Here is a 21,429-nt window from a genome sequence, read left to right as displayed (position 1 = left end):
CATGCTCCTTGTCATTAGAACAGTCGTTAGAAGAAGTCGCTTCTGATGAAGCCGAAGTCCAGCAGCTCTGAGTCCTGCACGGGGGTGAAGTTGTTCACCCGGCCCTTGGCGGTCAGTGGCAGGGGCGGGTCGAGCAGGATGTTGTTCTTGTCGTAACCCTGGCCGATCACCGCGAAGATGATGCCGTTCCAGCCCTTGAGGAAATCGTCGACCTTGTATCGTTTGTGACCCAGCACCGGATCACCGATGTACACCCAACCTTTGTCGACTTTCTGCATGACCACGAAGTGCTTGTAGCCGCGCACATCCATCAGCACCACGACAGGAATGCGCACGCTGTGCAGGGTTTCGGGCGCCACCCGGTAACCGCGGGCACGCATCCCGAGGCTTTCGACGTAGCGCTTCATGTCGAGCATCGAGAAGCCTTGCGTGCGCACAAGGTCCTGATCGGCGTGGGCCAGCATGCCTTCGATGATCTGATGTTCGTCCACATCCAGCCAGTAGGCCTGGCGCAGGATGGTCGCCAGGGCGGCCGCGCCGCAGCTGAAGTCGGTCTTTTGTTGCACCAGGTCGGCGAACTTGCGTTCGCGCAAGCTCTGGATCGGTTTGAAAACAACGGCGCCGCCCGGCAGGACGGACAGCGGCATTTGTGCAGCTTCGCTCACGCTGGCCAGGCACAGCAAAAACGCCAAGGCGAAAATACGCATGATCGGGTGCCTTACGGTGTGTTGAAGAAAGGCCCCCCGAAGGGGGCCTCAAGCACAGCGGTCAGAACGAGGTGTTGGAGATGGCCAGCGAGTTGCTTTGCTGGTTGCCCACACCGGCTGCTACGTTCACGCCCAGGTTACCGCTGCCACCGTTCACCGAACCGCTAAGGGTTGCAGTGTTGGTGACTGGGTTGGCCCAGCCGGTCGGGGTCAGCACTTGGAAGGACACAGTATTGCTCAAGTCGTAAGCGCTGCTTTCGCTGTAGCTCTTCGAAACGTCGTTCGAGGATTCCTTGGATTGCTCGCCAGACTTCGAGAACTCAGACGCCGAAGCATTCTCGTACGAAGAGTCGTGAGACTTGGTGTACGAAGACTCTTTGGACTTGTCGTACGACGACTGATGCGACTTGTCGTAGTTGGAGTCGAATGCTTTCTCGAACGACGAGTCGTATGCACTTTCGTGCGACTTGTCGACCGACACATCCAGCGACGCACTCAGCGAGCCATCGAAGGAGCTGGAGTCGGTACGCTCGAAACGACCAAAGTCGGTGGTCCGGGTACGCGAGGCGCTAACATCAGCGTCCAGCGAAGCTGCCAGGCTGGCGCTGCTCGACGCGCTGTGGCTGCCGCTGGCAGAGCCACTGGCACCCCAGCCGAACGAGCCACTTGCGCTCGAGTTGTGGGAGCCGCTGGCACTGCTGGATTGCGAGCCGCTGGAGTCCCAGCCACTGGAGCCGCTGGAGCTGGCGCTATGCGCACCGGCGACGCTGAAGCTCGAAGACGAGCTGCGGTCGTCGGTCGAGTTGAAGCTGCCTTCCTTCGAGCTTGAACCGCTGGCCGACTTGGTGATGGTAATCGTATCCACCCGATAGGTGCGGTCGGCGCTGTTGTTTACAATCAGGCCTGGGCCGTCCTGATTGGCCGAAGCCGTGGCAGTGGCGTTACCCAGCGGAGCACCGGTGTTGGCGATGGCCATGGTGTTTTTCTGCTGGTTGAGGTCGCCACCGGCAACGTTGATGCCGATGTTGCCCTCAGCCCCGCTGGCTGAGCCGCTCATCACAGCCGAAGACTGGGTCGAATAGTTGTCGACCCGGTTGTTTCTGCTGGTTTGCACGACGTCAGCCGTGGCACTGGCCATGCCGAACACGAAGCTGTTGTCCAGGCTCGAGTCGGAGCCTGCGTTGGCAATGGCAGCGGCGTTGTCTTGCTGGTTGCCGTTACCGGCCGCCACGTTTATGCCAACGTTGCCGCTGGAGCCGGTGCCAGAGTCACTCATCTCGGCTTCGTTGATGGTGCCTTCATTGGAGATGCGGTTGCGAGTGCTGGTTTGGGTATCCCAGGCATTGGCCGTTGCATACACAGGGATCTTGGTGGGTGGAGGCTTGTGATGACCATTGTTATGGTGGCCGTTATGGTGGTCATTACGCCGATCATTTTGCCCAGCTTGTACAGCAACAGCCATGACCGCAGCAATTGCGAAAACCAGAGGCTTGATTGCCATCGAGGGTTTCATGGTGATTCTCCGTACGCTATTAGGTTAAGTGTCGTTCTTAACTGCAGGGTCAATCCGCGACCCGGATGCTCAAGGTGTTGGCCATTCGGTTTCCCACCCCGGCACTCTGGTTCAACTGGATCACCCCTCGGCTACCGGTGAAGGCCTGGTCACTGGTAGTGACCTGGCGATAGCCTGCTGGAATGTCAGTTGCTCCCGAGTTGTTGATCAGCGCCACGTTCTGTTGCATGAGGACGCTGTCGTCGATGCTTTGCGGTTGTGCACCAATGCTGATGCTCAGTGCATTGGCTTGCTGGGTGTTGGCACCTGCGCTCTGGTTGACCCCCAGGGCGCCGCTGCCGTTGCTGAAAGCGTTGCCCTGGATGGTCGAGCGGGCGTCCATCGCGGGGTCGGCGGGCGTGTCGAGCCGTTGCCGGATCTGGGTGCTTGCATTGGCTTCGGGGCCGACGGCGATGGCGCGCGCATTGACCTGCTGCTGTTTGTCACCAGCGGCCTGGTTGACAGAGAGGTTGCCCTGATAGCGGCTGCCGGAGCTGTCGATATCGGCGTTGTTGATGACGGGAACCAGGGATTGCGCAAAGGCCGGTGCAGTGCAAAGGACGGCCAGCATCAGCAGTGTGCGCTTCATCTCACTTGCCCCCGCCGGTCAGAATCTGCAGTGGCGCGAGGCCTCGCTGCACGCTTGAGTTGACCATGTTCGAGATACCGTTACCCGACCCCGTGCCGCGTCCGCCCGCCAAGTTGGGAAGCTGGTTCTGGTTGCCGAGGTTGCCACCCAGGTTGTTGGTCTGCTGGGTGACCAGGTTGCTGATGCCTGCACCGCTGCTGATGCTGGCGAAGTCGCCATCGCTCAGCTCGTTGGTTTGCTTGAGCACGTGGGCAGAAGGGTTGGCATTGACGGTGGTAGGGCTCGGGTCTGGGATCAGGGGTGGGATGGTCGCGTTGCGCACCTGCACATCGCGCTTGATGATGATGATCCCCTTGTCCGCCTGAGCTGTCAGGCTTAGTGACCCCAGTACACAACCCACCAGTAATAGGTGATAGAGGCGTTTGTCACGTTTCCTCACGACGGCAACTCCTTCTTAGAGCGCTGGCCCTAGTTCAGCGATGCGAACGATAGAGCAGAAGGTGTGCCGCTTTTTAGAATACGTTTCAGGTCAGATAGTTAGGGCAAGAGGCTGACAAAATGCGGCGCATGTTGTCTCAGGCTTGAAACAGCGTGCCCTGCACGTTGCCGGCAAAGTCGGCTGTGGCCTTGATTGGAAGGGTTTTTGCAAGTGTGTTTCACGGGCTTGACACTGCCACCAGGGCAGGGGGAAGCCCCGCAATTTCGGGGGCTTTGCCCCACCGGAGTGTGTCAGTGGTTTAACACTCGGTTGGGCATGATGGCGCATCGCCACCAAGCAGCATAGCAACCGATTGCAAGGCCAGCAATTGGCGTTGCGGCCAATTGCCATCAAGTATTTGGTGCGGCTGGTTGTGCCGCCTCAGCCACGCCTGGCTGTCATCGAAAAAGCGCTGACGATCGCTGAGGTCGGGTTGGCAACGCTGACCATCGGCAATCCAGTCCACCCCTTGCGGGCTGAGCAACAGGTGCAGGTCGTAACGCCGTGCCAGCAGTGCCTCTTCCAGCCAGGTTGGGCAGTCGTCGAACAGTGCGTGGCTCCAGAGCATGTTGCTTAGCAGGTGGGTGTCCAGAATCAGCAGCGGGGGCGCCTGCTCACGCGCACGGTCCTCCCATGCCAGTTGCCCGCGGGCGATAGCGGGAATATCGGCGTAGCAGGTGTCACGGCATTGCTGGTCGATGAAATGGCGCACGTATTCGCCCACGACCAGGCCACCAAAATGTGCCTGGATCACCCCGCTAAGCCAGCTTTTGCCACTGGATTCTGGGCCGCACAGTACCAGCACTTTCATTGCTTGCGACGCACTCATGGCTGTACCAGCGCCGGGTCGCGGCGCCATTCCAGCCAGCCGCGTACGGCAATCAGGGTGAGCACGGCGAAGAAGCCGGCGGTGAAATACAACTGCTGATGCAGGTATTGGCCCACATAGATGATGTCGACCACGACCCACAGAGGCCAGCACTGCAGGCGTTTCTGCGCCATCCACAGTTGCGCTACCAGGCTGAATCCGGTCAGGGTGGCATCCAGCCAGGGCAGGGCGGCATCGGTCCAGTTGGCCATGGCCGCGCCCAGGGCGGCGCTCAGCAGCACCCCGGCGGCCAGGCCGGTGAGCAGTGCCGGGCGTGGCAGGCGGGAGACCTGACGGGCCTCTTCAGCGTGGTCGGGGCGCTTCCATTGCCACCAGCCGTACAGTTGCAGGATGGCGTAGGCCACTTGCAGCAACATGCCCGAGTACAGCTTTACCTCGTAGAACAGCCAGCCATAGATCAGTACCATGACCAGGCCGATCGGCCAGCACCAGGCGTTCTGCTTGACCGTGAGCCAGACAGCGGTTACGCCGAGGAGGGCGGCAATGAGTTCAAGGCCGGACATCGGCGATCCTTGGAGGCTACGGGGAAGGGGCGAGATTGTAGCGGGTCGGCCGGGGAAGGTGTAGGGCGCAGCGGCGGGATACCCGGTTGTAGGAGCGGGTTTACCCGCGAACACCGGCAGCGCCGGTGCCACCCACCGCGTTGCTTCCTTCGCAGGCATGCCCGCAAAAGGGCTTGTTCTCAGACCCGGAACTGCCGCAACAACTGCTCCAGATCTTCGCTCAACCGCCCCAATGCCACCCCGGCATCGCTGGACTGACGCGCCGCATCGGCGGTCTGCTGCGACAACCCGGCAGTATCCAGCACATTGCGGTTGATCTCTTCGACCACATGCGACTGCTGCAAGGTAGCGCTGGCAATGGAGGCATTCAATGCGGTGAGGTTGTTCAGCACCTGGTTGATGGCGTCCAGGCTGGCGCCGGCCTCGCGGGCTTGTTCGACAGTCTGGCGCGATGCCTCGCTGCTGGTGTCTATGGCCTTGACCGCAGCGTCCGACTGACTCTGCAGGTGCTCGATCATGGTATGAATCTCGGCCGTCGATTGTGCTGTACGCTGGGCCAACAGGCGCACCTCGTCGGCGACCACGGCAAAGCCTCGGCCTTGCTCGCCAGCCCGTGCCGCCTCGATGGCGGCATTCAGCGCCAGCAGGTTGGTCTGTTCGGCAATGGAACGAATCACGTCCAGTACGCCGCCGATGCGCGTGCTGTGGCCGGCCAGGTCGCGGATTACCTGTACGGCCTCATCGATGGTCAGCGACAGGCGGTCGATCTGCGCCAGGCTGCCGTGGATGGCCTGCTGGCCGTGCGTCACCTGTTGTTGTGCCGTACGCATTTCTCCGGCGGCCTGTTCCGCGGTCTTGGCCACGTCCTGCACGGCGTAGGTCACCTCATTGACTGCAGTGGCCACCTGGTCCATCTGTAGCGATTGTTGGGCACTGCGCTGTTGTGCAGCACCTGCATTGTCACCGACGTGCCCGGCGGACTGGGCCAATGCGTGGGCCGCGCCTTGCAGTTGGCCGACTACACCTTGCAGTTTGCCGTTGAAGCGGTTGAAGTGCTCGCCAAGGTGGGTGATCTCGTCGCTGCCATGGGTGTCCAGGCGCCGGGTAAGGTCGCTTTCACCGCTGGCGATGTTGCCCATTGCCTGCACCGCTTCCTGCAGCGGGCGGGCGATGCTGCGGGCAATCAGCATGACCACCAGCGCCATCAGCAGGGCAATGCCCACGCCAATCAGCGAAGCGTCGCGCAACTGGCGAGCGAATTCGGCCTGCACGTCATCGACGTACACGCCTGAACCGATGATCCAGCCCCACGGCTTGAACAGCTGAATATACGAGGTCTTGGCTACCGGCTCACTGGCGCCGGGCTTGGGCCAGCGATAGTTGACCGGGCCGGCGTCCTGCTGGCGGGCAAGGGCGACCATTTCGTTGAACACGGCGAAACCATCGGGGTCGCGGATGGCGGAAAGGTCCTGGCCGTCGAGCTTGGGGTTGGCCGGATGCATGATCATCTTCGGCCCCAGGTCGTTGATCCAGAAATAGTCGTCATGGTCGTAGCGCAGCGCGCGCACTACCTGCAGCGCCTGTTGCTGGGCGGCTTCGCGGCTGAGCGTGCCGGCAGCTTCCAGGCCTTGGTAATAGGCCAACACACCTGCGGCGGTCTGCACCACATGGCGGGTTTTCTCCGCCTTGGCCTGGTACAGGTCACCATGGATCTGCCGCAGCATCAGCAGGCCCAGTACCACCAGCATGGCCACCGCCACTACAAGGATCAGCCACAGGCGCCGACTGATTGACATCGATCTCAGAGTGTTCATCCATCAGCTCCCGCATTGTTCTTTTTATTGATGTGCATCGAAGCATGCTTTGCAGTGAGCCCCCACTCGACTAATGGCTAAGTGCTATGTTGGTGATAGTCTGCAACAGGTCGTGTAAAGCGATTGCCAAGGGGCTCTGTCAGGATTTCGGCCGCGCAAGATGAAACCTTTAACAGGCGTGAACTTTTCTACTGGCGTTGCGCCCAACAGTCGCTGTAAAACAGCCGGGCCGTGTAAGGCAATTTCAAGCAAATCAAGAACAAGGGGCCTGCGACAAACAGCGCTCCATCCGGGGGAATGATGGATTTTTGGACTGCCTTCCAGGCAATCATCTTAGGCGTGGTCGAAGGGCTGACGGAGTTTCTGCCGATTTCCAGTACCGGTCACCAGATTATCGTCGCCGACCTGATCGGTTTTGGCGGCGAACGGGCCATGGCTTTCAACATCATCATTCAGCTGGCGGCGATCCTGGCGGTGGTGTGGGAGTTTCGCAGCAAGATTTTCGAAGTGGTCTTCGGCCTGACCCACCAGCCCAAGGCGCGCCGCTTCACGGGCAACCTGCTGTTGGCGTTCATGCCGGCGGTGGTACTGGGTGTCCTGTTTGCCGACCTTATTCACGAATACCTGTTCAACCCCGTCACCGTGGCAGCAGCACTGGTGGTGGGTGGCGTCATCATGCTCTGGGCCGAGCGCCGTGAGCACCGCGTACAGGTGGACCATGTGGACGACATGCGCTGGAGCCATGCGCTGAAAATCGGCTTCATCCAGTGTCTGGCGATGATCCCGGGCACGTCGCGCTCCGGTTCGACCATTATCGGTGGCTTGCTGTTCGGCTTGTCGCGCAAGGCAGCGACCGAGTTCTCGTTCTTCCTGGCAATGCCGACCATGGTCGGTGCGGCGGTGTATTCGGGCTACAAATACCGTGACTTGTTCCAGCCCGGCGATCTGCCGGTGTTCGCGCTAGGCTTCGTGACCTCGTTCATCTTCGCCATGATTGCCGTACGGGCGTTGCTCAAGTTCATTGCCAACCATAGCTACGCGGCATTTGCCTGGTATCGCATAGTGTTCGGCGTGTTCATTCTGGCGACCTGGCAGTTCGGTTGGGTCGACTGGTCCACGGCACATGGCTGAGGCGCTGCGTGGGCAACGGGCTGAACGCGTGCGCAATGTGCGCCTGAAGCTGCTGCTGTTGGGCGTGCTTTGCCTATTGCCCGGCCTGGGGGCGGCGCGCATGGCCTGGAACGATCAGACCTGGTGGCCGTTGGCGTTGTACCCGGCCATGAGCCTTATCACCCTGTTGCTGTATTGGCAGGACAAGCAGCAGGCACGTAACCAAGCCTGGCGTACACCCGAGAAAGTGCTGCACATCAGCGAGTTGCTCGGTGGTTGGCCGGGGGCGCTGTTGGCGCAGCAGTTGTTTCGGCACAAGACCCGCAAGGTTTCGTTCCAGTTGGTGTGCTGGGGGATTGTGCTGCTGCACCAAGTGTTCTGGGCAGACTGGCTGTTTCTTGACGGACGTTATCTGCCCCTTGGTTGATGGGCAGTTGTACCGGCCTCTTCGCGGGTGATGCCGCGAAAGGGCCGGTACAGGTCGATCACATGACCAACCCCACCTGCAACCGCTTGGGCAACCGACGCACTACCAGCTGGTGCGAACGCTGCAACAGGTCACACAGTTCATCACGCCCCATGGGGTAGGGCGGTGCCATGCTGACCCATCGCGCCCGCGCCAGGTACGGTGCCGGCCGTATCCCGGGTCGATCGCAATAACCCAGAAACAGCTCGTCGGCTACCTTGAACGACAACCCGGCACCCGCCAGGTCGAGCACCGCGAACATCTTGTTTTCTGCCACCGAAAACACTCGGATGCCGCCCCATTTATAGTCTTCCCGCGCCCCCGGCAGGCTCAGGCAAAATGCCGCTACCTGGCCTTCGCTCATCTTCCGTTCAGACATACCGCTCTCCACATGCCTCGAATGACGCCGCCAAGTGATCGATCCACACCCGGACCGCAGGCAGCAGGCCACGCCGGTGTGGGTAAACCGCCTGCAGGTAACCACCCGGCAGCGACCAGTCTGGCAGCAGGCGCACCAGTTCGCCGCGTTCCAGTTCCTCTTCACAGAACATGCTGGGCAGCGCAGTGAACCCCAGGCCGGCACGTACAGCAGCGTTACGTACTACGAAATCGTCGATCGCCAAGCGTGGCTCCAGCGATATTTCCTGCTGCTTGCCATGGGGGCCGAGCAGGCGGAAGTGTACCAGCCGGTCTGCTTCGGCTGCGCCCAGCACGGGCAATGATGCCAACTCGTCCGGTTCGCGAATGTGGTCGGCAAAACCGGGTGCGGCCACCAGTTGCATTTGCGCCTGGCGCAGGCGGCGGGTCACCAGGGCCGGGTCTTCGTCGCCCAGGTCGCGTACGCGCAACGCCACATCAATGCCTTCCGAAATCAGGTCGACCCGGCGGTTGAGCAATACCATGTCCAGTTGCACCAGCGGATACTGCTCGAGAAAGCGGCTGATCACATCCGGCAGGAAGGCGTGTGCCAGTGCCACCGGGCACGATACCCGTAAACGCCCGCGCGGCTCACTGCTCATGCTGGCCACGGTTTCGTCGGCTGCTTCGGCCTCCAGCAACATGGCCTGGCAATGATGCAAGTAACGTTCACCTACTGCGGTGAGCTTGAGTTGCCGTGTGGTGCGCTGCAACAGGCGTGTGCCCAGGCGCTCTTCAAGCTCGGCGATACGCCGCGACAGGCGCGACTTGGGTATGCCCAGCTGGCGCCCGGCGGCGGCGAATCCGCCGGCTTCGACGACGCGCGCGAAGTAGAAGAGGTCGTTGAGGTCTTGCATGGGAATGTCTCACTGTTCCACCTGTGGGACAAACTAACGCATTTTTGCTTACTTATCAGCTATTGATCATCTCGGTAGGATTCTCCCCATCGTGATCGCCCACAGATGCGGTCTTCACTCACAGGAGAGTCCCATGAAACTGTTGCACATCGATTCGAGCATCCTGGGCGACAATTCCGCCTCGCGTCAGTTGAGCCGTGAAGTGGTCGAAGCCTGGAAGGCTGCAGACCCAAGCGTTGAGGTGGTTTACCGCGACCTGGCTGCCGATGCCATTGCCCACTTCTCCGCTGCCACCCTGGTCGCTGCAGGCACCCCTGAAGACGTACGTGACGCGGCCCAGGCTTTCGAAGCCAAGCTGAGCGCAGAGACGCTCGAAGAGTTCCTGGCTGCCGATGCCGTGGTGATTGGTGCGCCAATGTACAACTTCACCGTGCCGACTCAGCTCAAAGCCTGGATTGACCGCGTAGCCGTCGCCGGCAAGACCTTCCGCTACACCGAAGCCGGCCCGCAAGGCCTGTGCGGCAACAAGAAAGTGGTGTTGGTTTCCACCGCTGGTGGCCTGCACGCTGGCCAGCCGACTGGCGCCGGGCATGAAGACTTCCTGAAAGTGTTCCTGGGCTTCATCGGTGTTACCGACCTGGAAATCGTCCGGGCCCACGGCCTGGCCTATGGCCCGGAGCAGCGCAGCCAGGCGATCGATGCTGCACAGGCGCAGATTGCCAACGAGCTGTTTGCTGCTGCCTGATCAAGGGAGCGGTTGGTTGCAAGAGTGGCCCTGTCGAGGTACAAGGCCACTCCAACCTGTAGAAGCTCTCAGGCCACCGGGATAAGCGGATCAGCTGCCGCCAGGGCCGATGCCCGGTCAGCCGCTGGCGGATAAATCCACACTGAATTGATCTGGCGCTTCAGCGCCTTGGCTTCGGCCTTGTCCTCCGGTGGCGAAACCTCACGGTCCCATCCTTCGGTGTACACCGCGCCCCAGGCCCCCAGGTCCAGGCACGTCACGTACTTGGGCTGGCTGTAAGCCATTGGTGCTACGCCAAGCAACTCGGCAGCGGCATTGTTGCCCGCATGGCGCCCCAGCGCAATCGCATGCTGGCACGACATCAGGGCATGATTGCCAAGCTCGTCACAGGGGGCGTAAGCCACGTCTCCCGCTGCATACACGGCATCATTGCCCTTGACCTTCAGGTTGCCATCGACATGCAAGCGGCCGCGGTTGTCGCGCTCGCCGCTGATCTGTTCGGTGAGCGGGTTGGCCTTGAAGCCAACCGTCCAGACCACCGTGCTGGCGTCGATACGCTGGCCGTTGTCCAGCTTGACACCGGCAGGGTCTACAGAAACTACAGTGGCACCGCAAACCCACTCCACGCCCAGGGCCTCGCATGCCTGCTCGATGGCTGGGCGGATGCCGTCACCCAGGGCTGCGCCGATCCTGGCGCCGCGGTCGATTACCACTACGCGCAACGCGGCGTCTTCACCCAGTATCGCGCGCAAGCGGGCCGGCAATTCGGTGGCCGTCTCGATACCGGTAAAACCGCCCCCGGCTACCACCACGGTATTGCGTGCCGGCGTGTTCGGCAGGCTGGCCAGTGACTTCAGGTGGGTTTCCAGGCGTGCGGCGCTGTCGAGCTTGTCGACGTCGAAGGCATGCTCGATGCCGTCCATGTCAGGGCGCACGAGCTCACTGCCGCAGGCCATGATCAGTCGGTCGTAGGGCAGGGTGCAGCGAGTGCCGCTGCGAGTGCGATAGCCCACGCGGCGGGCCGTTTCATCGATGTGGTATGCCGTGCCCTGCACGAAACGGACATTGGCAGCGTCGAACAGCGCCTGCAGTGGTGCGGCCATGGTATGCACGTCTGCCTCGTAGAAGCGCGGACGCACATGCAGTTCAGCCTGGGGCGCGAGCAAGGTGACCTCGACGCCCTTGCTGCCGTTGAGGTCAAGCTGTCGGATGGCGCTGAGTGCGCTCCACAGGCCGGCAAAGCCCGCACCAATGATCAGGATCTGCTTCATGGTTGTGCTCCTTTGAAGTTCGGTGGACAAGGTAGACCGTATTGCCGGTCAACGGTGTTACCAGTGCTTGCTGGAGTGCTTCAGAATGTTGGCGGCGTGATCACCCAGATCACCACGGCATCCACTTCACCGGGGTTGCCGTAGCGGTGAGGTTCCTGGCTCGAGAAGCTGAAGCTGTCGCCTTCACTCAGCTGGAAATGCCGCTCGCCTACCCACAGCTCAAACGTGCCGCTGAGCAGGTAACCGGCTTCTTCGCCGTCGTGGCTGTAGCTTTGCTGGCTGTAGGTACCTGGCGGGAAACGTGAGTGCAGCATCTCCAGCTGACGGTTGGGCTGGGGGGTGAGCAGTTGATCGACGATGCCATCTTCGTAATGCACGCTCAGGCGGCTGTTGCGCCGCACCACATAGCCTTGGTCTTCGGGCGCGGTGGTGGCCTCGCTGGCGAAGAACCACTGGATGGTCACGCCCAGGCTGCGGGCGATGTTGAACAGCGCCGGGATCGACGGGTAGGAGAGGTTGCGCTCCAGCTGGCTGATGTAGCCTGCAGTCAGTTCACTGTGTGCGGCCAGCTCCGCCAGGGTCATGCCGCGGCGCTTGCGCAGGCCGCGGATGCGGGTGCCGAGGAACTGCGGCGCGGCGCCCCCCGGTTCGCTGGCGGGGGGCTGGGGGGGTTGGCTCATGCGCGTCGGTCCATCGCAAAAGCCGCAGTATGAACAGCCTCAGAGCGCCCAGGCAACCGTCAGGCCATCGTGAATCGCTTCTTCGGCCGTGCGCGGCGCCAGGCAGTCGCCAATCCGCCGTACGTCCACCACACCTGCCAGTTCAGTGGCCAGGCGGTCTTGCGGTTGATGCCCCATGCACAGCACCAAGGTGTCGATGCCTTCGAAGATCATCGGATCGCCGCTGGCGGTGTGCTGCAGGTACACCGTGTTGTCGTCGCTGCCGTACAGGCGTGCGTATGGGGTGACAGGGATACCCAGGCGATGCAGCTCGCCGGCCAGTTGGTCACGTACGTAAAGCGGCAGGCTCTCGCCGCAATGAGTGCCGTTGACCGCCAACTGGACCTGATGGCCTTCGCGCACCAGGCGTTCGGCGATACCGGGGCCGATCCAGTCACAGCGCCAGTCGATCACCAGCACCGAACGCCCCGGTTTCACCTCATTGCGCAGCACTTGCCAGGCGTCCACTACCTGAAGCTCGCCGGTACGCTCGAACGCCGGCCAGTAGGGGGTGGCGCCGGTAGCGGCAATGACCAGATCAGGGCGCTCACGTTCGACCAGTGCGCGGTCGACCCGGGTGTTGCGCACCACTTCTACACCTGCCAGGGCCATTTCCCGTTGCAGATTGGTGCTGGCACCCCCGAACTCGCTACGCCGTGGCAGCAGCTGGGCCAGCAGCACCTGCCCACCGAGCTGCGGGCCCGCCTCGTACAGCGTGACCTGGTGCCCGCGCGCGGCGGCCACGGCGGCGGCCTTCATGCCGGCAGGCCCGCCGCCGGCGATCATTATGCGTTTGGGCGAGGAAGTGGGCGTGAGGTGCCCGTACTGCAACTCACGCCCGGTTTCCGGGCGCTGGATGCAGGAAATGGGCAAGCCACGATGGAAATGGCCGATGCATGCCTGGTTGCAGGCGATGCAGGCGCGCACGTCTTCGACCTGGCCGCGTTCGGTCTTTTCTGGCATCGACGGATCGCAGATCAGCGCCCGGGTCATGCCGCACACATCAGCCTGGCCGCGGGCCAGGATCAGCTCGGCTTCCTGGGGCTGGTTGATGCGCCCGGTGACGAACAGGGGGATAGCCAACTGTTGCTTGAAGGTGCCAGCCTCGCGGGCCAGGTACGCCGGTTCGATGGCCATCGGTGGCACGATATGGACCGCGCCACCCAGCGAGGCCGAGGTACCGGCGACGACATGCAGGTAGTCGAGCTGGCCCTGCAAGGCCACGGCAGCAGCCAGTGACTCGTCTTCACTCAGGCCCTGGCTGTCGCGCTCGTCAGCGCTGATGCGCAGGCCGATGATGAACTGCTCATCGGTGGCTGCGCGCACTGCGGCCAGCACTTCGCGCAAGAACCTCAGGCGCTGATCCAGGTCACCGTTGTAGCCATCACTGCGTACGTTCACCCGCGGGTTGAGAAACTGCGCGGGCAGATAGCCATGGCTGGCCACCACCTCGACGCCATCCAGCCCGGCCTGGTGCAGGCGGCGGGCGGCGCAGGCGTAGCCCTGGACGATTTCGTCGATCATTGCCTGGTCCAGCGCGCGGGGCATCACCCGGAAGCGCTCATTGGGCACCGCAGATGCCGAGTAGGCTACCGCCAACAGGCCGTCTGCCGACTCCATGATCTCACGCCCGGGGTGAAAGAGTTGCGACAGCACCACGGTGCCGTGCGCATGGCAGGCCTCGGCAAGCTGCCGGTAGCCATCGATGCAGGCATCGTCAGTGGCCATTAGCACATGCGAGGTGTAGCGGGCACTGTCGTGGACCCCGGCGACCTGCAGCACGATCAGGCCGACGCCGCCGGCAGCGCGGTCGCGCTGGTAGGCGATCAGCTTGTCGTTGACCAGGTTGTCGGTGGGCAGGCAGGTGTCGTGCCCGGTGGACATGATGCGGTTTTTCAAACGTTTGCCGCGGATCTGCAAGGGCTCGAACAGGTGTGGGAAGGCGGTCTGCATACAGGCGGCTCCGGTGCGGTGTTTTTATTTTTTCTTATAAAAGTGTAGCGATAGTAAAAAATCAACTTGTTTTTTTACTTGTGTCTGTCTAGGTTTTCCTCACTCGCATGGCGAGGGTGTGACCTCAGAACAACAAGAAAACGGGCCCGTCGGGCACCGCCAGGAGGAAACTACGATGCAGCTATATCCACGTGTGACCGGCCTTTGTGCAGCCTTGCTGGCCCTTGGCCTGGGCACTGCGCAAGCTGCGCAGCAGATGGTTGTGGTCGGTTATGGCGGCGCGGGCCAGAAGGCCCAGGATGAGGCGATCTTCAAGCCCTTCATTGCCCAGGACGGCAGCCAGCTGATCCAGAGTGAATACAACGGCGAAATGGCACGGATCCAGGTCATGGCCGACACCGGCAACGTCGATTGGGATGTGGTGCAGATCGAAGGCCCTGACTTGATGCGCGGCTGCGACGAGGGGATCTACGAGCACCTGGACTGGCAGCGCCTGGGCCATGCAGCCGAACTGATCCCGGCAGCCGCACAGGATTGTGGGTCGGCCGCGCTGGTCTGGAGCGTGGCTATTGCCTACGACCGCAGCAAGCTGGCCCAGGCGCCGGCATCGTGGGCGGACTTCTGGGACGTCGACAAGTACCCTGGCAAGCGCGGCCTGCGCAAGCGTGCGGTGTACAACCTGGAATTCGCACTGTTGGCTGACGGGGTCAAGGTCGAGGACGTATACCGGGTATTGTCCACGCCGGCAGGGGTCGAGCGGGCCTTCGCCAAACTCAGCGAACTCAAACCCCATATCCAGTGGTGGGACGCCGGCGCTCAACCCGCGCAATGGCTGGCAGCCGGTGACGTGGTGATGACCTCCACCTACAGCGGACGAATTGCGGTGGCGGCGCAGCAGGGCAGCCCGTTGGCCGTGGTATGGCCTGGCAGCCTGTACGGTATGGACTATTGGGCGATCATCAAAGGCTCGCGGCATGTCGACCAGGCCAAGCGGCTGATTGCCTATGCCAATCAGCCGGATACCCAGGTGCGGTATGTACAACAGATCCCCTATGGGCCCACCAATACCCAAGCCGCGGCCAGGCTTGACCCGGCGCTGGCCGACTGGGTACCCACTTCACCTCAGAACCTGCAGGGGGCGCTGGCCATGAACGTGGAATTCTGGGTCGATCATGGCGAAGAACTGGAGCAACGCTTCAACGCCTGGGCCAGCAAATAGCGTTCAGAAAAGGGGCAACAAGATGACTGCAACGGAACTAAGCCTGCGTCGGGAGCTGGCTGCCTGCTACCGGCTGATCGCGCACTTTCGCATGAGCGATCTCATCTTCACGCATATCTCCCTGCGCCTGCCTGGGCCGGAGCACCATTTCCTGATCAACCCGTATGGCTTGCTCTTCGAGGAGATCACAGCGTCCAGCCTGGTGAAGATCGACCTGCAGGGGCGGCCGGTGGGGGCTGCCCGTCACCCGGTCAATCCGGCCGGGTTCGTCATTCACAGTGCCATTCACGCTGCCCGCGAGGATGCCCGGTGCGTGCTGCACACCCACACCCGCGCAGGCTGCGCGGTGGCCGCACTGGAATGTGGCCTGTTGCCGGTCAACCAGATGTCCATGGAGTTTTACGGCAACGTGGCTTACCACGCCTACGAGGGCGTCGCGCTGGACATGGATGAACAGCAACGGCTGGTGGCCGACTTGGGCAACAAGCCGGTGATGATACTGCGCAACCATGGGCTGTTGACCACGGGACGCAGTGTGGCTGAAGCCTTCTTGCGCATGTACTACCTGGAGAAGGCTTGCGAGATCCAGTTGGCGGCGCAAAGTGCTGGGCAACTGATATTGCCGTCGACCGAAGTTTGCGTGCGTACCGAACGGCAGTTCAACGCGCCGGGGAGAGGGTTGAAGCAGGGGGAGCTGGCTGACCCGGATGCGCTGCAACTGGCTTGGGCGGCGTTGTTGCGAATGTTGGAAAAGGTGGCGCCTGGTTATCAGGATTAAACCTGTGCTTGCTGATTTGGCAACGTAGACGCCCAGCGGACAGCGGGCGGATGGAACAGTCACTGTAGTGCAACCATTGGGTTCAACTGTGCTGGTCCCTTTTCAAGGAATACCGTTATGCTGTAACGAAATATGTCTAAAAAGCCTGCAGAAGGAAGTCGCAATGCCACTTAAGGACCTGCTTATCGCCCTGGTGGTGATTGTCGCCTGGGGCGTCAACTTTGTGGTCATCAAGGTTGGCCTCGACGGGTTGCCACCGATGTTGCTGGGGGCATTGCGTTTCTTGCTGGTGGCGTTCCCGGCGATCTTGCTGGTCAGGCGGCCCAAACTGCCGTGGCGCTGGCTGATCGCTTACGGTGCGACCATTTCACTGGGCCAGTTCGCGTTCCTGTTTCAGGCCATGTACAGCGGCATGCCGCCAGGGTTGGCTTCGTTGATCCTGCAGTCGCAAGCCTTCTTCACCCTCGGTTTTGCTGCGTTGTTTCTCGGTGAGCGGCTGCGCCTGGCCAGCGTGCTGGGGCTGCTGGTAGCGGCCGGCGGCCTGGCACTGATCGGCAGCGAAGACGGCGGCCATGTGCCCATGCTGGCGTTGGTGCTGACCCTGTGTGGCGGTGCGATGTGGGGCCTGGGCAACATCATTACCCGGCGGTTCGGCTCGGTCGACCTGGTCGCACTGGTGATCTGGGGTGGGCTGATCCCGCCACTGCCATTCCTGGCACTGTCCTGGTGGCTGGAAGGCCCCGAGCGCATTGGCCATGCCTTGGCCAATATCAGTTGGAGTTCGGTGCTGGCCCTGGCGTATTTGGCCTTTGTCGCCACCATGCTCGGCTACAGCCTGTGGAGCAAGTTACTGTCGCGTCACCCGGCAGGCAAAGTGGCGCCGTTCTCGCTGCTGGTACCGGTGATTGGCCTGAGTTCGTCGGCGTTACTGCTGGGAGAGCGCCTGACCGCTACGCAGGGCTGGGGCGCATTGTTGGTGATGGCCGGCCTGCTGGTGAATGTCTTCGGTGCGCGCATCGGTCAGCGTTTGCGGGCTGCCAACGCGTAAAGCGCTTAAATCTGCCGACCTGCGCTCTGTTAGAATCGGCCTCTTTTTGCCAGGCCAACGGAGCGCATCCATGATCATTTCCACCACCAGCCAGCTCGAAGGCCGCCCGATTGCCGAATACCTGGGCGTGGTCAGTTCCGAATCGGTGCAGGGCATCAACTTCGTGCGCGATTTCTTTGCACGGTTTCGCGACTTCTTCGGTGGCCGTTCGCAAACCTTGGAAAGCGCGCTGCGCGAGGCCCGGGAGCAGGCCACTGAAGAACTCAAGGCCCGGGCACGACAGTTGCAAGCCGATGCGGTAGTGGGGGTGGATTTTGAGATCAGCATGCCGTCGGTACAGGGCGGCATGGTCGTGGTATTTGCCACCGGTACGGCAGTACGCCTGAAGTAAAGCCTTTTGCCATTGGTCGGCTGCAAGGTTCTTGTCCGGTCGGTCCGCAAATGACCAGCTAGTCTCACTTTCACAGGCCGCGTTCCCTGGGCAACTTGTCTGGTTGCCGACGCGACCGCCACTGGAGGGAGACTGGGCATGAGCGAATCCTTTTTCGAAGACCTGAACGATGCGTTCCCGATCAACAGCCAGGTGCGTTGCGGCCAGACGGCATTTCGCCTGGGTTTCGCCCACATGACGCTGGATGATTCCGAACAGCTCCAGCCTGCACATTTGCAGCGCAGCAAAAAAGGCCGCTTCATGCCGCGGGTACCGCTCAAGAAGTGATCCCGCGTCTGCACACACCCCGCCCAACGGCGGGGTTTTTATTGCCATTCGTTGATCCGCCTCATGGTATTGCCCGGTAGCGCTCGCCGGATGGCCCGGCCTGTGGTTTTCTGACGCGGCATTCCAGCAACGGAGGATTGAATGCTCATGCGAGTCAGGGAAGAAACCTATTGGCAGTGGGCCGACGCACATTTGCACAGCCGCTGCCACGACGAAGCACTCAGCGACGGCACCACACTGGACGTGCAGGTGCGCTTGTCGCGCCTGGGGGCGACGCAGCTGTTTCTGGGGCTGTACGCCGGGGACGGGCGGGCGTTGCTGGAAGAGTATTACCCCGCGCTGCCGGGCGAGACCATGACCCGTGCGCTGGTGTGGGGTGTCGACCGCGCCCGGGCGATGGCAACAGGCGCCTTGCCTCTGCCGGAAACCCGTCTGCAGCGGCGCCAGGCATGAAAAAGCCCGGCCTATGCGGGCCGGGCTCTGGTAAAGGTGCGAACCCTCAATTCAGCGGTTCGATCACCTTGACTGCCTGCTGCTCACGGGCAGCGGGCCATTCTTGTTGCAGGGTCTGCAGCACGCGGCCAACGAATTCAGTGTCGGCGGCGGCTTTCTTGCCGACGTAGCCTTGGCCACGGCGGTAGACCTTGAAGCGGGCACGCATGCTGGGCAGGTGCTCTTCAAATTCATCTTCGACGGTGTTCGGTGGCAGGCGGTCGAGGCGCACTTCACCGGTTTGGCTAACCCACAGCAAATGGTCGTCAAGGCTGTCCTTGCGCACGGCGAACAGCTGGGCCAATTGGTCGATAGTCGGATTGTTGTTCAAGTTCATCATAAAGCCCCCATTACCCATTCATAGGTGATTTTCACAGTTGGCGCTATCACGGTGTAGCGCACTACCAAGGCTGCTACAGCAGCATCGCAACAGGGGCTTTCTCACGCTGCCTTTTGGACAGTTTCCCTCTCCACGGACGGCCTGCGTTACCGCGCAGGCCGTCTGGAACACCCTTGCCACCGCTCCCGATCGGGGAGACGGCTTCATCATGCCCAAGCGTGATGAATGGCGTCAACCATTTTGTAGTGAATTTTTTTGCTCACTACATTCTGTCGTTTTGTCCGACAATCAAAGCTTGCGTTATAAGCCGGAAAGGATGTCGAAGGCGGCTTGTACCCGCGCTTGGTTGGGGTAATTCCGATTGGCCAGCAGCACGACTGCCAGCTGTTCTGCCGGCACGAACGCGGCGTACGCGCCGAAGCCGTTGGTGGCGCCGGTCTTGTTGTACCAGGCTGCCGGTAGCGCGGGCAGGGCCGGCTGCAAGCGAGTGGTGGCCTGCGGTTCGCGGATCAGCTGTGGGCTGTTGCCATCGATCAGTGTGCTCAGCGTGACCGGGTAGGGGTAGCGTTCCCAGCCCAGGCCTTGCGTCATGGCGCCAACCTGGAAGTAGCCCTGCTGGGTAATGGCGGTGGCTTTCGCCAGGGCCGGTGGCAGGCCCTGCGGCTGCATGTGCAACCGCACATAGCGCAGCAGGTCGCTGGCGCTGGTTTTGATGCCGTAGGCCTCATCGGCGTAAGGGCCGGGCCCTACACGCACCGGCTTGTCGTCGGCGTCATACCCTTGGGCATAAAGCCCCTGGGCGCTGGCCGGAACCTGTAGGTAGGTGTTTTTCAGGCCCATCTTCGTCAGCAGGCCCTCACTCATCAGTGTGGAAAACGGTTGGTGCTGCGCACGGGCGGCCAGGTCACCGAACAAACCCAGACTGGGGTTGGAGTAGCAGCGCTGGGTGCCAGGTTTGGCACGAGGTTGCCAGTGGCGGAAGAAATCGACTACCTGTTGCGGTGTTTGTACGGTGTCGGGGAACTGCAGTGGCAGGCAGTCGGCGCTGTAGGCGCCCAGTTCCAGCACCGTCGCGTCGCCGATGGGGACGCCGGCCAGTGCCGGGTGATAGCGCTTGGCCGGGGCCTCGAGGTCAAGCTTGCCCTCGGCGCTGGCAAGCGCGGCCAGGGTGGCCGTGTAGGTCTTGCTCAGCGAACCGATCTCGAACAGCGTATCGCGGCTGACCGGTACGTTGTCGGCCTTGCTGGCCACACCGTAGCTGAAGTAATGCGCGTGGTCGCGTGCATAGATGGCCACAGCCATGCCGGTGATGCCTTGTTCCTGCATGAGCGGGCGGATGATCTGGTCGACCTTGGCCTGTAACTGGTCGTCGGCCTGGGCGCTGGCATGGCCTAAGGCAAGGGTAATGGCGGCTGCAAGTGCAGCCAGACGTGGGCGGAGCATGGTGAGTCCTTTTGTGGAGCGTGTCCGTTGAGCGATACCGCTCGGGGTTCCGGCGTTAGCGACGGGGAGCCAAAGACCTTATCGTCTGCCCACCCACCATGACAAGATGGATACAGTGATGAAGTATTTGCGCATGTTATTTGACAATTTCACCCTGGCCTTGCTCGGTGTGGTACTCATCGCCACCTTGCTGCCTTGCTCGGGCGATGGCGCGGTGTATTTCGGCTGGCTGACCAACCTGGCCATTGGCCTGTTGTTCTTCTTGCATGGCGCCAAACTGTCCCGTGAAGCCATCATTGCCGGTGCCGGGCACTGGCGCCTGCACCTACTGGTGTTCTCCTGTACTTTCGTATTGTTCCCGCTGCTGGGCCTGGCGTTCAAACCTCTGTTCGTACCGCTGGTGGGTAACGAGCTTTACCTTGGCATCCTGTACCTGTGTGCCTTGCCTGCAACCGTGCAGTCGGCCATTGCCTTTACCTCGCTGGCCCGCGGTAACGTGCCGGCGGCCATCTGCAGCGCAGCGGCCTCCAGCCTGTTGGGTATCTTCCTCACCCCGTTGCTGGTGATGCTGCTGCTGGGCGCCGGTGGTGATACAGGTTCCGGCCTGGACGCGGTGTTGAAGATCACTTTGCAGCTGCTGGTGCCGTTCGTTGCCGGGCAGGTCGCGCGGCGCTGGATCGGCGCCTGGGTCAAGCGCAATGCGCGCTGGCTCAAGGTGGTGGACCAGGGTTCGATCCTGCTGGTGGTGTACACCGCCTTCAGTGAGGCCGTGGTTACCGGTTTGTGGCACACCGTATCGCCGCAGCACTTGGCGGGGTTGTTCGTGGTGTGCGCAATTCTGCTGGCAGTGGTGCTGTTTGGCACCCGCTTGCTTGGCAAGGCGCTGGGCTTTGACCTTGAGGATCGCATCACCATCCTGTTTGCCGGCTCCAAGAAAAGCCTGGCTACGGGTGTGCCCATGGCCCAGGTGTTGTTTGTGGGCAGTGGCATTGGCGCGATGATCTTGCCGCTGATGCTGTTTCACCAGATACAGCTGATGGTGTGTGCTGTGCTGGCGCAGCGTTATGCCAGCCGTGAGCAGGGGGTGGAGGCTTCGGCGGTGTCTTGAGCGCCTTTGCGTTCCCATGAAGATACTGTGTTGGCGGTCAAGCTTTTCTGCGGTGCTCAGAGCTGAAAAGCTTGGTCGTATCAAGGGGTTGATACCCGCGAAGCAGGCCGGTCCTGCTGGCCAATTTCTACCCGCTGTTCACCGTCGCAGCCGCCGCCGTATTCGCGGGTAAACCCGCTCCTACAAAGATCGGGGGTGGACACACATCGGGGG

At 61.8% G+C, this 21,429-nt stretch carries 24 protein-coding genes; 10 read left to right on the top strand and 14 right to left on the bottom strand.

Translation table 11 applies throughout. The annotated features are described in order from the left end of the window. Positions 1-26: 26 nt before the first annotated feature. The 7 genes from QYE47_RS19945 to mcpP all read right to left on the bottom strand — a co-directional run bounded on the left by QYE47_RS19945 (position 27) and on the right by mcpP (position 6,532). Entirely contained in the window at positions 27-707 is a 681-nt protein-coding gene (locus QYE47_RS19945; RefSeq protein WP_010953761.1) for a C39 family peptidase, read from the bottom strand. Positions 708-768: 61 nt separating this feature from the next. Continuing rightward, positions 769-2,220, bottom strand: coding sequence for a hypothetical protein (locus tag QYE47_RS19940; protein WP_014591276.1), 1,452 nt, complete (start codon positions 2,218-2,220; stop codon positions 769-771). Between the two features lie 49 nt (positions 2,221-2,269). Beyond that, positions 2,270-2,848 carry a hypothetical protein gene (locus QYE47_RS19935; RefSeq protein WP_014591275.1) on the bottom strand — a complete coding sequence of 193 codons (579 nt, stop codon included), beginning with the start codon at positions 2,846-2,848 and terminating at the stop codon, positions 2,270-2,272. A 1-nt stretch (position 2,849) separates the two neighbouring features. Next, positions 2,850-3,287, bottom strand: coding sequence for a hypothetical protein (locus QYE47_RS19930; protein ID WP_014591274.1), 438 nt, complete (start codon positions 3,285-3,287; stop codon positions 2,850-2,852). 298 nt (positions 3,288-3,585) lie between these two features. After that, entirely contained in the window at positions 3,586-4,155 is a 570-nt protein-coding gene (locus QYE47_RS19925; RefSeq protein ID WP_014591273.1) for an AAA family ATPase, read from the bottom strand. After that, the gene (gene pnuC, locus QYE47_RS19920) at positions 4,152-4,718 is read right to left on the bottom strand and encodes a nicotinamide riboside transporter PnuC (RefSeq protein WP_014591272.1); all 567 of its coding nucleotides are present in this window, start codon (positions 4,716-4,718) and stop codon (positions 4,152-4,154) included. The genes QYE47_RS19925 and pnuC overlap by 4 nt, the downstream gene beginning before the upstream one ends. Positions 4,719-4,897: 179 nt before the next feature. Further along, positions 4,898-6,532 carry a methyl-accepting chemotaxis protein McpP gene (gene mcpP / locus QYE47_RS19915; protein WP_014591271.1) on the bottom strand — a complete coding sequence of 545 codons (1,635 nt, stop codon included), beginning with the start codon at positions 6,530-6,532 and terminating at the stop codon, positions 4,898-4,900. A gap of 300 nt (positions 6,533-6,832) precedes the next feature. On the opposite strand from mcpP, the gene QYE47_RS19910 reads away from it, so the two are divergent. Continuing rightward, complete coding sequence (locus tag QYE47_RS19910) at positions 6,833-7,663, top strand: undecaprenyl-diphosphate phosphatase (protein ID WP_014591270.1); 831 nt, start codon at positions 6,833-6,835, stop codon at positions 7,661-7,663. Then, a complete protein-coding gene (locus tag QYE47_RS19905; protein WP_014591269.1) occupies positions 7,656-8,069 on the top strand; it encodes a DUF1294 domain-containing protein in 414 nt (137 codons plus the stop codon). Before QYE47_RS19910 ends, QYE47_RS19905 begins: the two co-directional genes overlap by 8 nt. A gap of 58 nt (positions 8,070-8,127) precedes the next feature. Here QYE47_RS19905 and QYE47_RS19900 read toward each other — a convergent pair whose 3' ends face one another. Continuing rightward, complete coding sequence (locus tag QYE47_RS19900) at positions 8,128-8,487, bottom strand: MmcQ/YjbR family DNA-binding protein (protein ID WP_019437155.1); 360 nt, start codon at positions 8,485-8,487, stop codon at positions 8,128-8,130. Beyond that, positions 8,480-9,382, bottom strand: coding sequence for a LysR substrate-binding domain-containing protein (locus QYE47_RS19895; protein WP_014591267.1), 903 nt, complete (start codon positions 9,380-9,382; stop codon positions 8,480-8,482). Before QYE47_RS19895 ends, QYE47_RS19900 begins: the two co-directional genes overlap by 8 nt. 133 nt (positions 9,383-9,515) lie before the next feature. Here QYE47_RS19895 and QYE47_RS19890 point away from each other — a divergent pair, with 133 nt between their 5' ends. After that, positions 9,516-10,127 carry an FMN-dependent NADH-azoreductase gene (locus QYE47_RS19890; RefSeq protein WP_014591266.1) on the top strand — a complete coding sequence of 204 codons (612 nt, stop codon included), beginning with the start codon at positions 9,516-9,518 and terminating at the stop codon, positions 10,125-10,127. A 68-nt stretch (positions 10,128-10,195) separates the two neighbouring features. Here the strand turns inward: QYE47_RS19890 and QYE47_RS19885 are convergent, their stop codons facing one another. The 3 genes from QYE47_RS19885 to QYE47_RS19875 form a co-directional block, all read right to left on the bottom strand. After that, positions 10,196-11,398 carry an NAD(P)/FAD-dependent oxidoreductase gene (locus QYE47_RS19885; RefSeq protein WP_014591265.1) on the bottom strand — a complete coding sequence of 401 codons (1,203 nt, stop codon included), beginning with the start codon at positions 11,396-11,398 and terminating at the stop codon, positions 10,196-10,198. 80 nt (positions 11,399-11,478) lie between these two features. Continuing rightward, positions 11,479-12,078 (bottom strand): helix-turn-helix domain-containing protein, encoded by a 600-nt coding sequence (locus tag QYE47_RS19880; RefSeq protein ID WP_014591264.1) that lies wholly within the window; start codon positions 12,076-12,078, stop codon positions 11,479-11,481. A 39-nt stretch (positions 12,079-12,117) separates the two neighbouring features. Then, on the bottom strand, positions 12,118-14,070 hold the full coding sequence (locus QYE47_RS19875; protein ID WP_014591263.1) for an FAD-dependent oxidoreductase: 1,953 nt from the start codon (positions 14,068-14,070) through the stop codon (positions 12,118-12,120). 175 nt (positions 14,071-14,245) lie between these two features. On the opposite strand from QYE47_RS19875, the gene QYE47_RS19870 reads away from it, so the two are divergent. From QYE47_RS19870 to QYE47_RS19845, 6 genes are all read left to right on the top strand, one after another. Then, complete coding sequence (locus QYE47_RS19870; protein ID WP_014591262.1) at positions 14,246-15,289, top strand: ABC transporter substrate-binding protein; 1,044 nt, start codon at positions 14,246-14,248, stop codon at positions 15,287-15,289. Then, positions 15,243-16,067, top strand: a complete 825-nt coding sequence (locus QYE47_RS19865) for a class II aldolase/adducin family protein (RefSeq protein WP_080557802.1) — start codon at positions 15,243-15,245, stop codon at positions 16,065-16,067. Before QYE47_RS19870 ends, QYE47_RS19865 begins: the two co-directional genes overlap by 47 nt. A gap of 163 nt (positions 16,068-16,230) precedes the next feature. Next, positions 16,231-17,115 (top strand): EamA family transporter, encoded by an 885-nt coding sequence (locus tag QYE47_RS19860; RefSeq protein WP_003253899.1) that lies wholly within the window; start codon positions 16,231-16,233, stop codon positions 17,113-17,115. A 70-nt stretch (positions 17,116-17,185) separates the two neighbouring features. Continuing rightward, entirely contained in the window at positions 17,186-17,506 is a 321-nt protein-coding gene (locus tag QYE47_RS19855) for a YbjQ family protein (RefSeq protein WP_003258990.1), read from the top strand. A 138-nt stretch (positions 17,507-17,644) separates the two neighbouring features. Continuing rightward, the gene (locus QYE47_RS19850; protein WP_014591260.1) at positions 17,645-17,833 is read left to right on the top strand and encodes a hypothetical protein; all 189 of its coding nucleotides are present in this window, start codon (positions 17,645-17,647) and stop codon (positions 17,831-17,833) included. A gap of 141 nt (positions 17,834-17,974) precedes the next feature. Further along, positions 17,975-18,286 (top strand): hypothetical protein, encoded by a 312-nt coding sequence (locus QYE47_RS19845; protein WP_014591259.1) that lies wholly within the window; start codon positions 17,975-17,977, stop codon positions 18,284-18,286. A gap of 46 nt (positions 18,287-18,332) precedes the next feature. Here the strand turns inward: QYE47_RS19845 and QYE47_RS19840 are convergent, their stop codons facing one another. Both QYE47_RS19840 and ampC read right to left on the bottom strand, forming a co-directional pair. Next, on the bottom strand, positions 18,333-18,665 hold the full coding sequence (locus tag QYE47_RS19840; protein WP_003253895.1) for a hypothetical protein: 333 nt from the start codon (positions 18,663-18,665) through the stop codon (positions 18,333-18,335). A gap of 300 nt (positions 18,666-18,965) precedes the next feature. Continuing rightward, positions 18,966-20,108, bottom strand: coding sequence for a class C beta-lactamase (gene ampC / locus QYE47_RS19835; protein WP_014591258.1), 1,143 nt, complete (start codon positions 20,106-20,108; stop codon positions 18,966-18,968). A gap of 106 nt (positions 20,109-20,214) precedes the next feature. Between ampC and QYE47_RS19830 the strand changes: the two genes are divergently transcribed. Then, entirely contained in the window at positions 20,215-21,216 is a 1,002-nt protein-coding gene (locus tag QYE47_RS19830; RefSeq protein ID WP_019437150.1) for a bile acid:sodium symporter family protein, read from the top strand. The last annotated feature ends 213 nt before the right edge of the window (positions 21,217-21,429 follow it).

The organism is Pseudomonas sp. 2,4-D, from assembly GCF_030418155.1.
Lineage (GTDB): Bacteria > Pseudomonadota > Gammaproteobacteria > Pseudomonadales > Pseudomonadaceae > Aquipseudomonas > Aquipseudomonas alloputida.
This window is presented reverse-complemented; position numbering and strand designations above follow the sequence as displayed.

Bases quoted from the DNA above. Each gene is read 5' to 3' on its own strand.
- ampC (WP_014591258.1), bottom strand. From the start codon at position 20,108: ATGCTCCGCCCACGTCTGGCTGCACTTGCAGCCGCCATTACCCTTGCC.
- QYE47_RS19880 (WP_014591264.1), bottom strand. From the start codon at position 12,078: ATGAGCCAACCCCCCCAGCCCCCCGCCAGCGAACCGGGGGGCGCCGCG.
- mcpP (WP_014591271.1), bottom strand. From the start codon at position 6,532: ATGAACACTCTGAGATCGATGTCAATCAGTCGGCGCCTGTGGCTGATC.
- QYE47_RS19865 (WP_080557802.1), top strand. From the start codon at position 15,243: ATGGCGAAGAACTGGAGCAACGCTTCAACGCCTGGGCCAGCAAATAGC.
- QYE47_RS19945 (WP_010953761.1), bottom strand. From the start codon at position 707: ATGCGTATTTTCGCCTTGGCGTTTTTGCTGTGCCTGGCCAGCGTGAGC.
- QYE47_RS19845 (WP_014591259.1), top strand. From the start codon at position 17,975: ATGCTCATGCGAGTCAGGGAAGAAACCTATTGGCAGTGGGCCGACGCA.
- QYE47_RS19895 (WP_014591267.1), bottom strand. From the start codon at position 9,382: ATGCAAGACCTCAACGACCTCTTCTACTTCGCGCGCGTCGTCGAAGCC.
- pnuC (WP_014591272.1), bottom strand. From the start codon at position 4,718: ATGTCCGGCCTTGAACTCATTGCCGCCCTCCTCGGCGTAACCGCTGTC.
- QYE47_RS19870 (WP_014591262.1), top strand. From the start codon at position 14,246: ATGCAGCTATATCCACGTGTGACCGGCCTTTGTGCAGCCTTGCTGGCC.
- QYE47_RS19900 (WP_019437155.1), bottom strand. From the start codon at position 8,487: ATGTCTGAACGGAAGATGAGCGAAGGCCAGGTAGCGGCATTTTGCCTG.
- QYE47_RS19885 (WP_014591265.1), bottom strand. From the start codon at position 11,398: ATGAAGCAGATCCTGATCATTGGTGCGGGCTTTGCCGGCCTGTGGAGC.
- QYE47_RS19830 (WP_019437150.1), top strand. From the start codon at position 20,215: ATGGATACAGTGATGAAGTATTTGCGCATGTTATTTGACAATTTCACC.
- QYE47_RS19860 (WP_003253899.1), top strand. From the start codon at position 16,231: ATGCCACTTAAGGACCTGCTTATCGCCCTGGTGGTGATTGTCGCCTGG.
- QYE47_RS19935 (WP_014591275.1), bottom strand. From the start codon at position 2,848: ATGAAGCGCACACTGCTGATGCTGGCCGTCCTTTGCACTGCACCGGCC.
- QYE47_RS19910 (WP_014591270.1), top strand. From the start codon at position 6,833: ATGGATTTTTGGACTGCCTTCCAGGCAATCATCTTAGGCGTGGTCGAA.
- QYE47_RS19940 (WP_014591276.1), bottom strand. From the start codon at position 2,220: ATGAAACCCTCGATGGCAATCAAGCCTCTGGTTTTCGCAATTGCTGCG.
- QYE47_RS19890 (WP_014591266.1), top strand. From the start codon at position 9,516: ATGAAACTGTTGCACATCGATTCGAGCATCCTGGGCGACAATTCCGCC.
- QYE47_RS19875 (WP_014591263.1), bottom strand. From the start codon at position 14,070: ATGCAGACCGCCTTCCCACACCTGTTCGAGCCCTTGCAGATCCGCGGC.
- QYE47_RS19925 (WP_014591273.1), bottom strand. From the start codon at position 4,155: ATGAGTGCGTCGCAAGCAATGAAAGTGCTGGTACTGTGCGGCCCAGAA.
- QYE47_RS19840 (WP_003253895.1), bottom strand. From the start codon at position 18,665: ATGATGAACTTGAACAACAATCCGACTATCGACCAATTGGCCCAGCTG.
- QYE47_RS19905 (WP_014591269.1), top strand. From the start codon at position 7,656: ATGGCTGAGGCGCTGCGTGGGCAACGGGCTGAACGCGTGCGCAATGTG.
- QYE47_RS19855 (WP_003258990.1), top strand. From the start codon at position 17,186: ATGATCATTTCCACCACCAGCCAGCTCGAAGGCCGCCCGATTGCCGAA.
- QYE47_RS19850 (WP_014591260.1), top strand. From the start codon at position 17,645: ATGAGCGAATCCTTTTTCGAAGACCTGAACGATGCGTTCCCGATCAAC.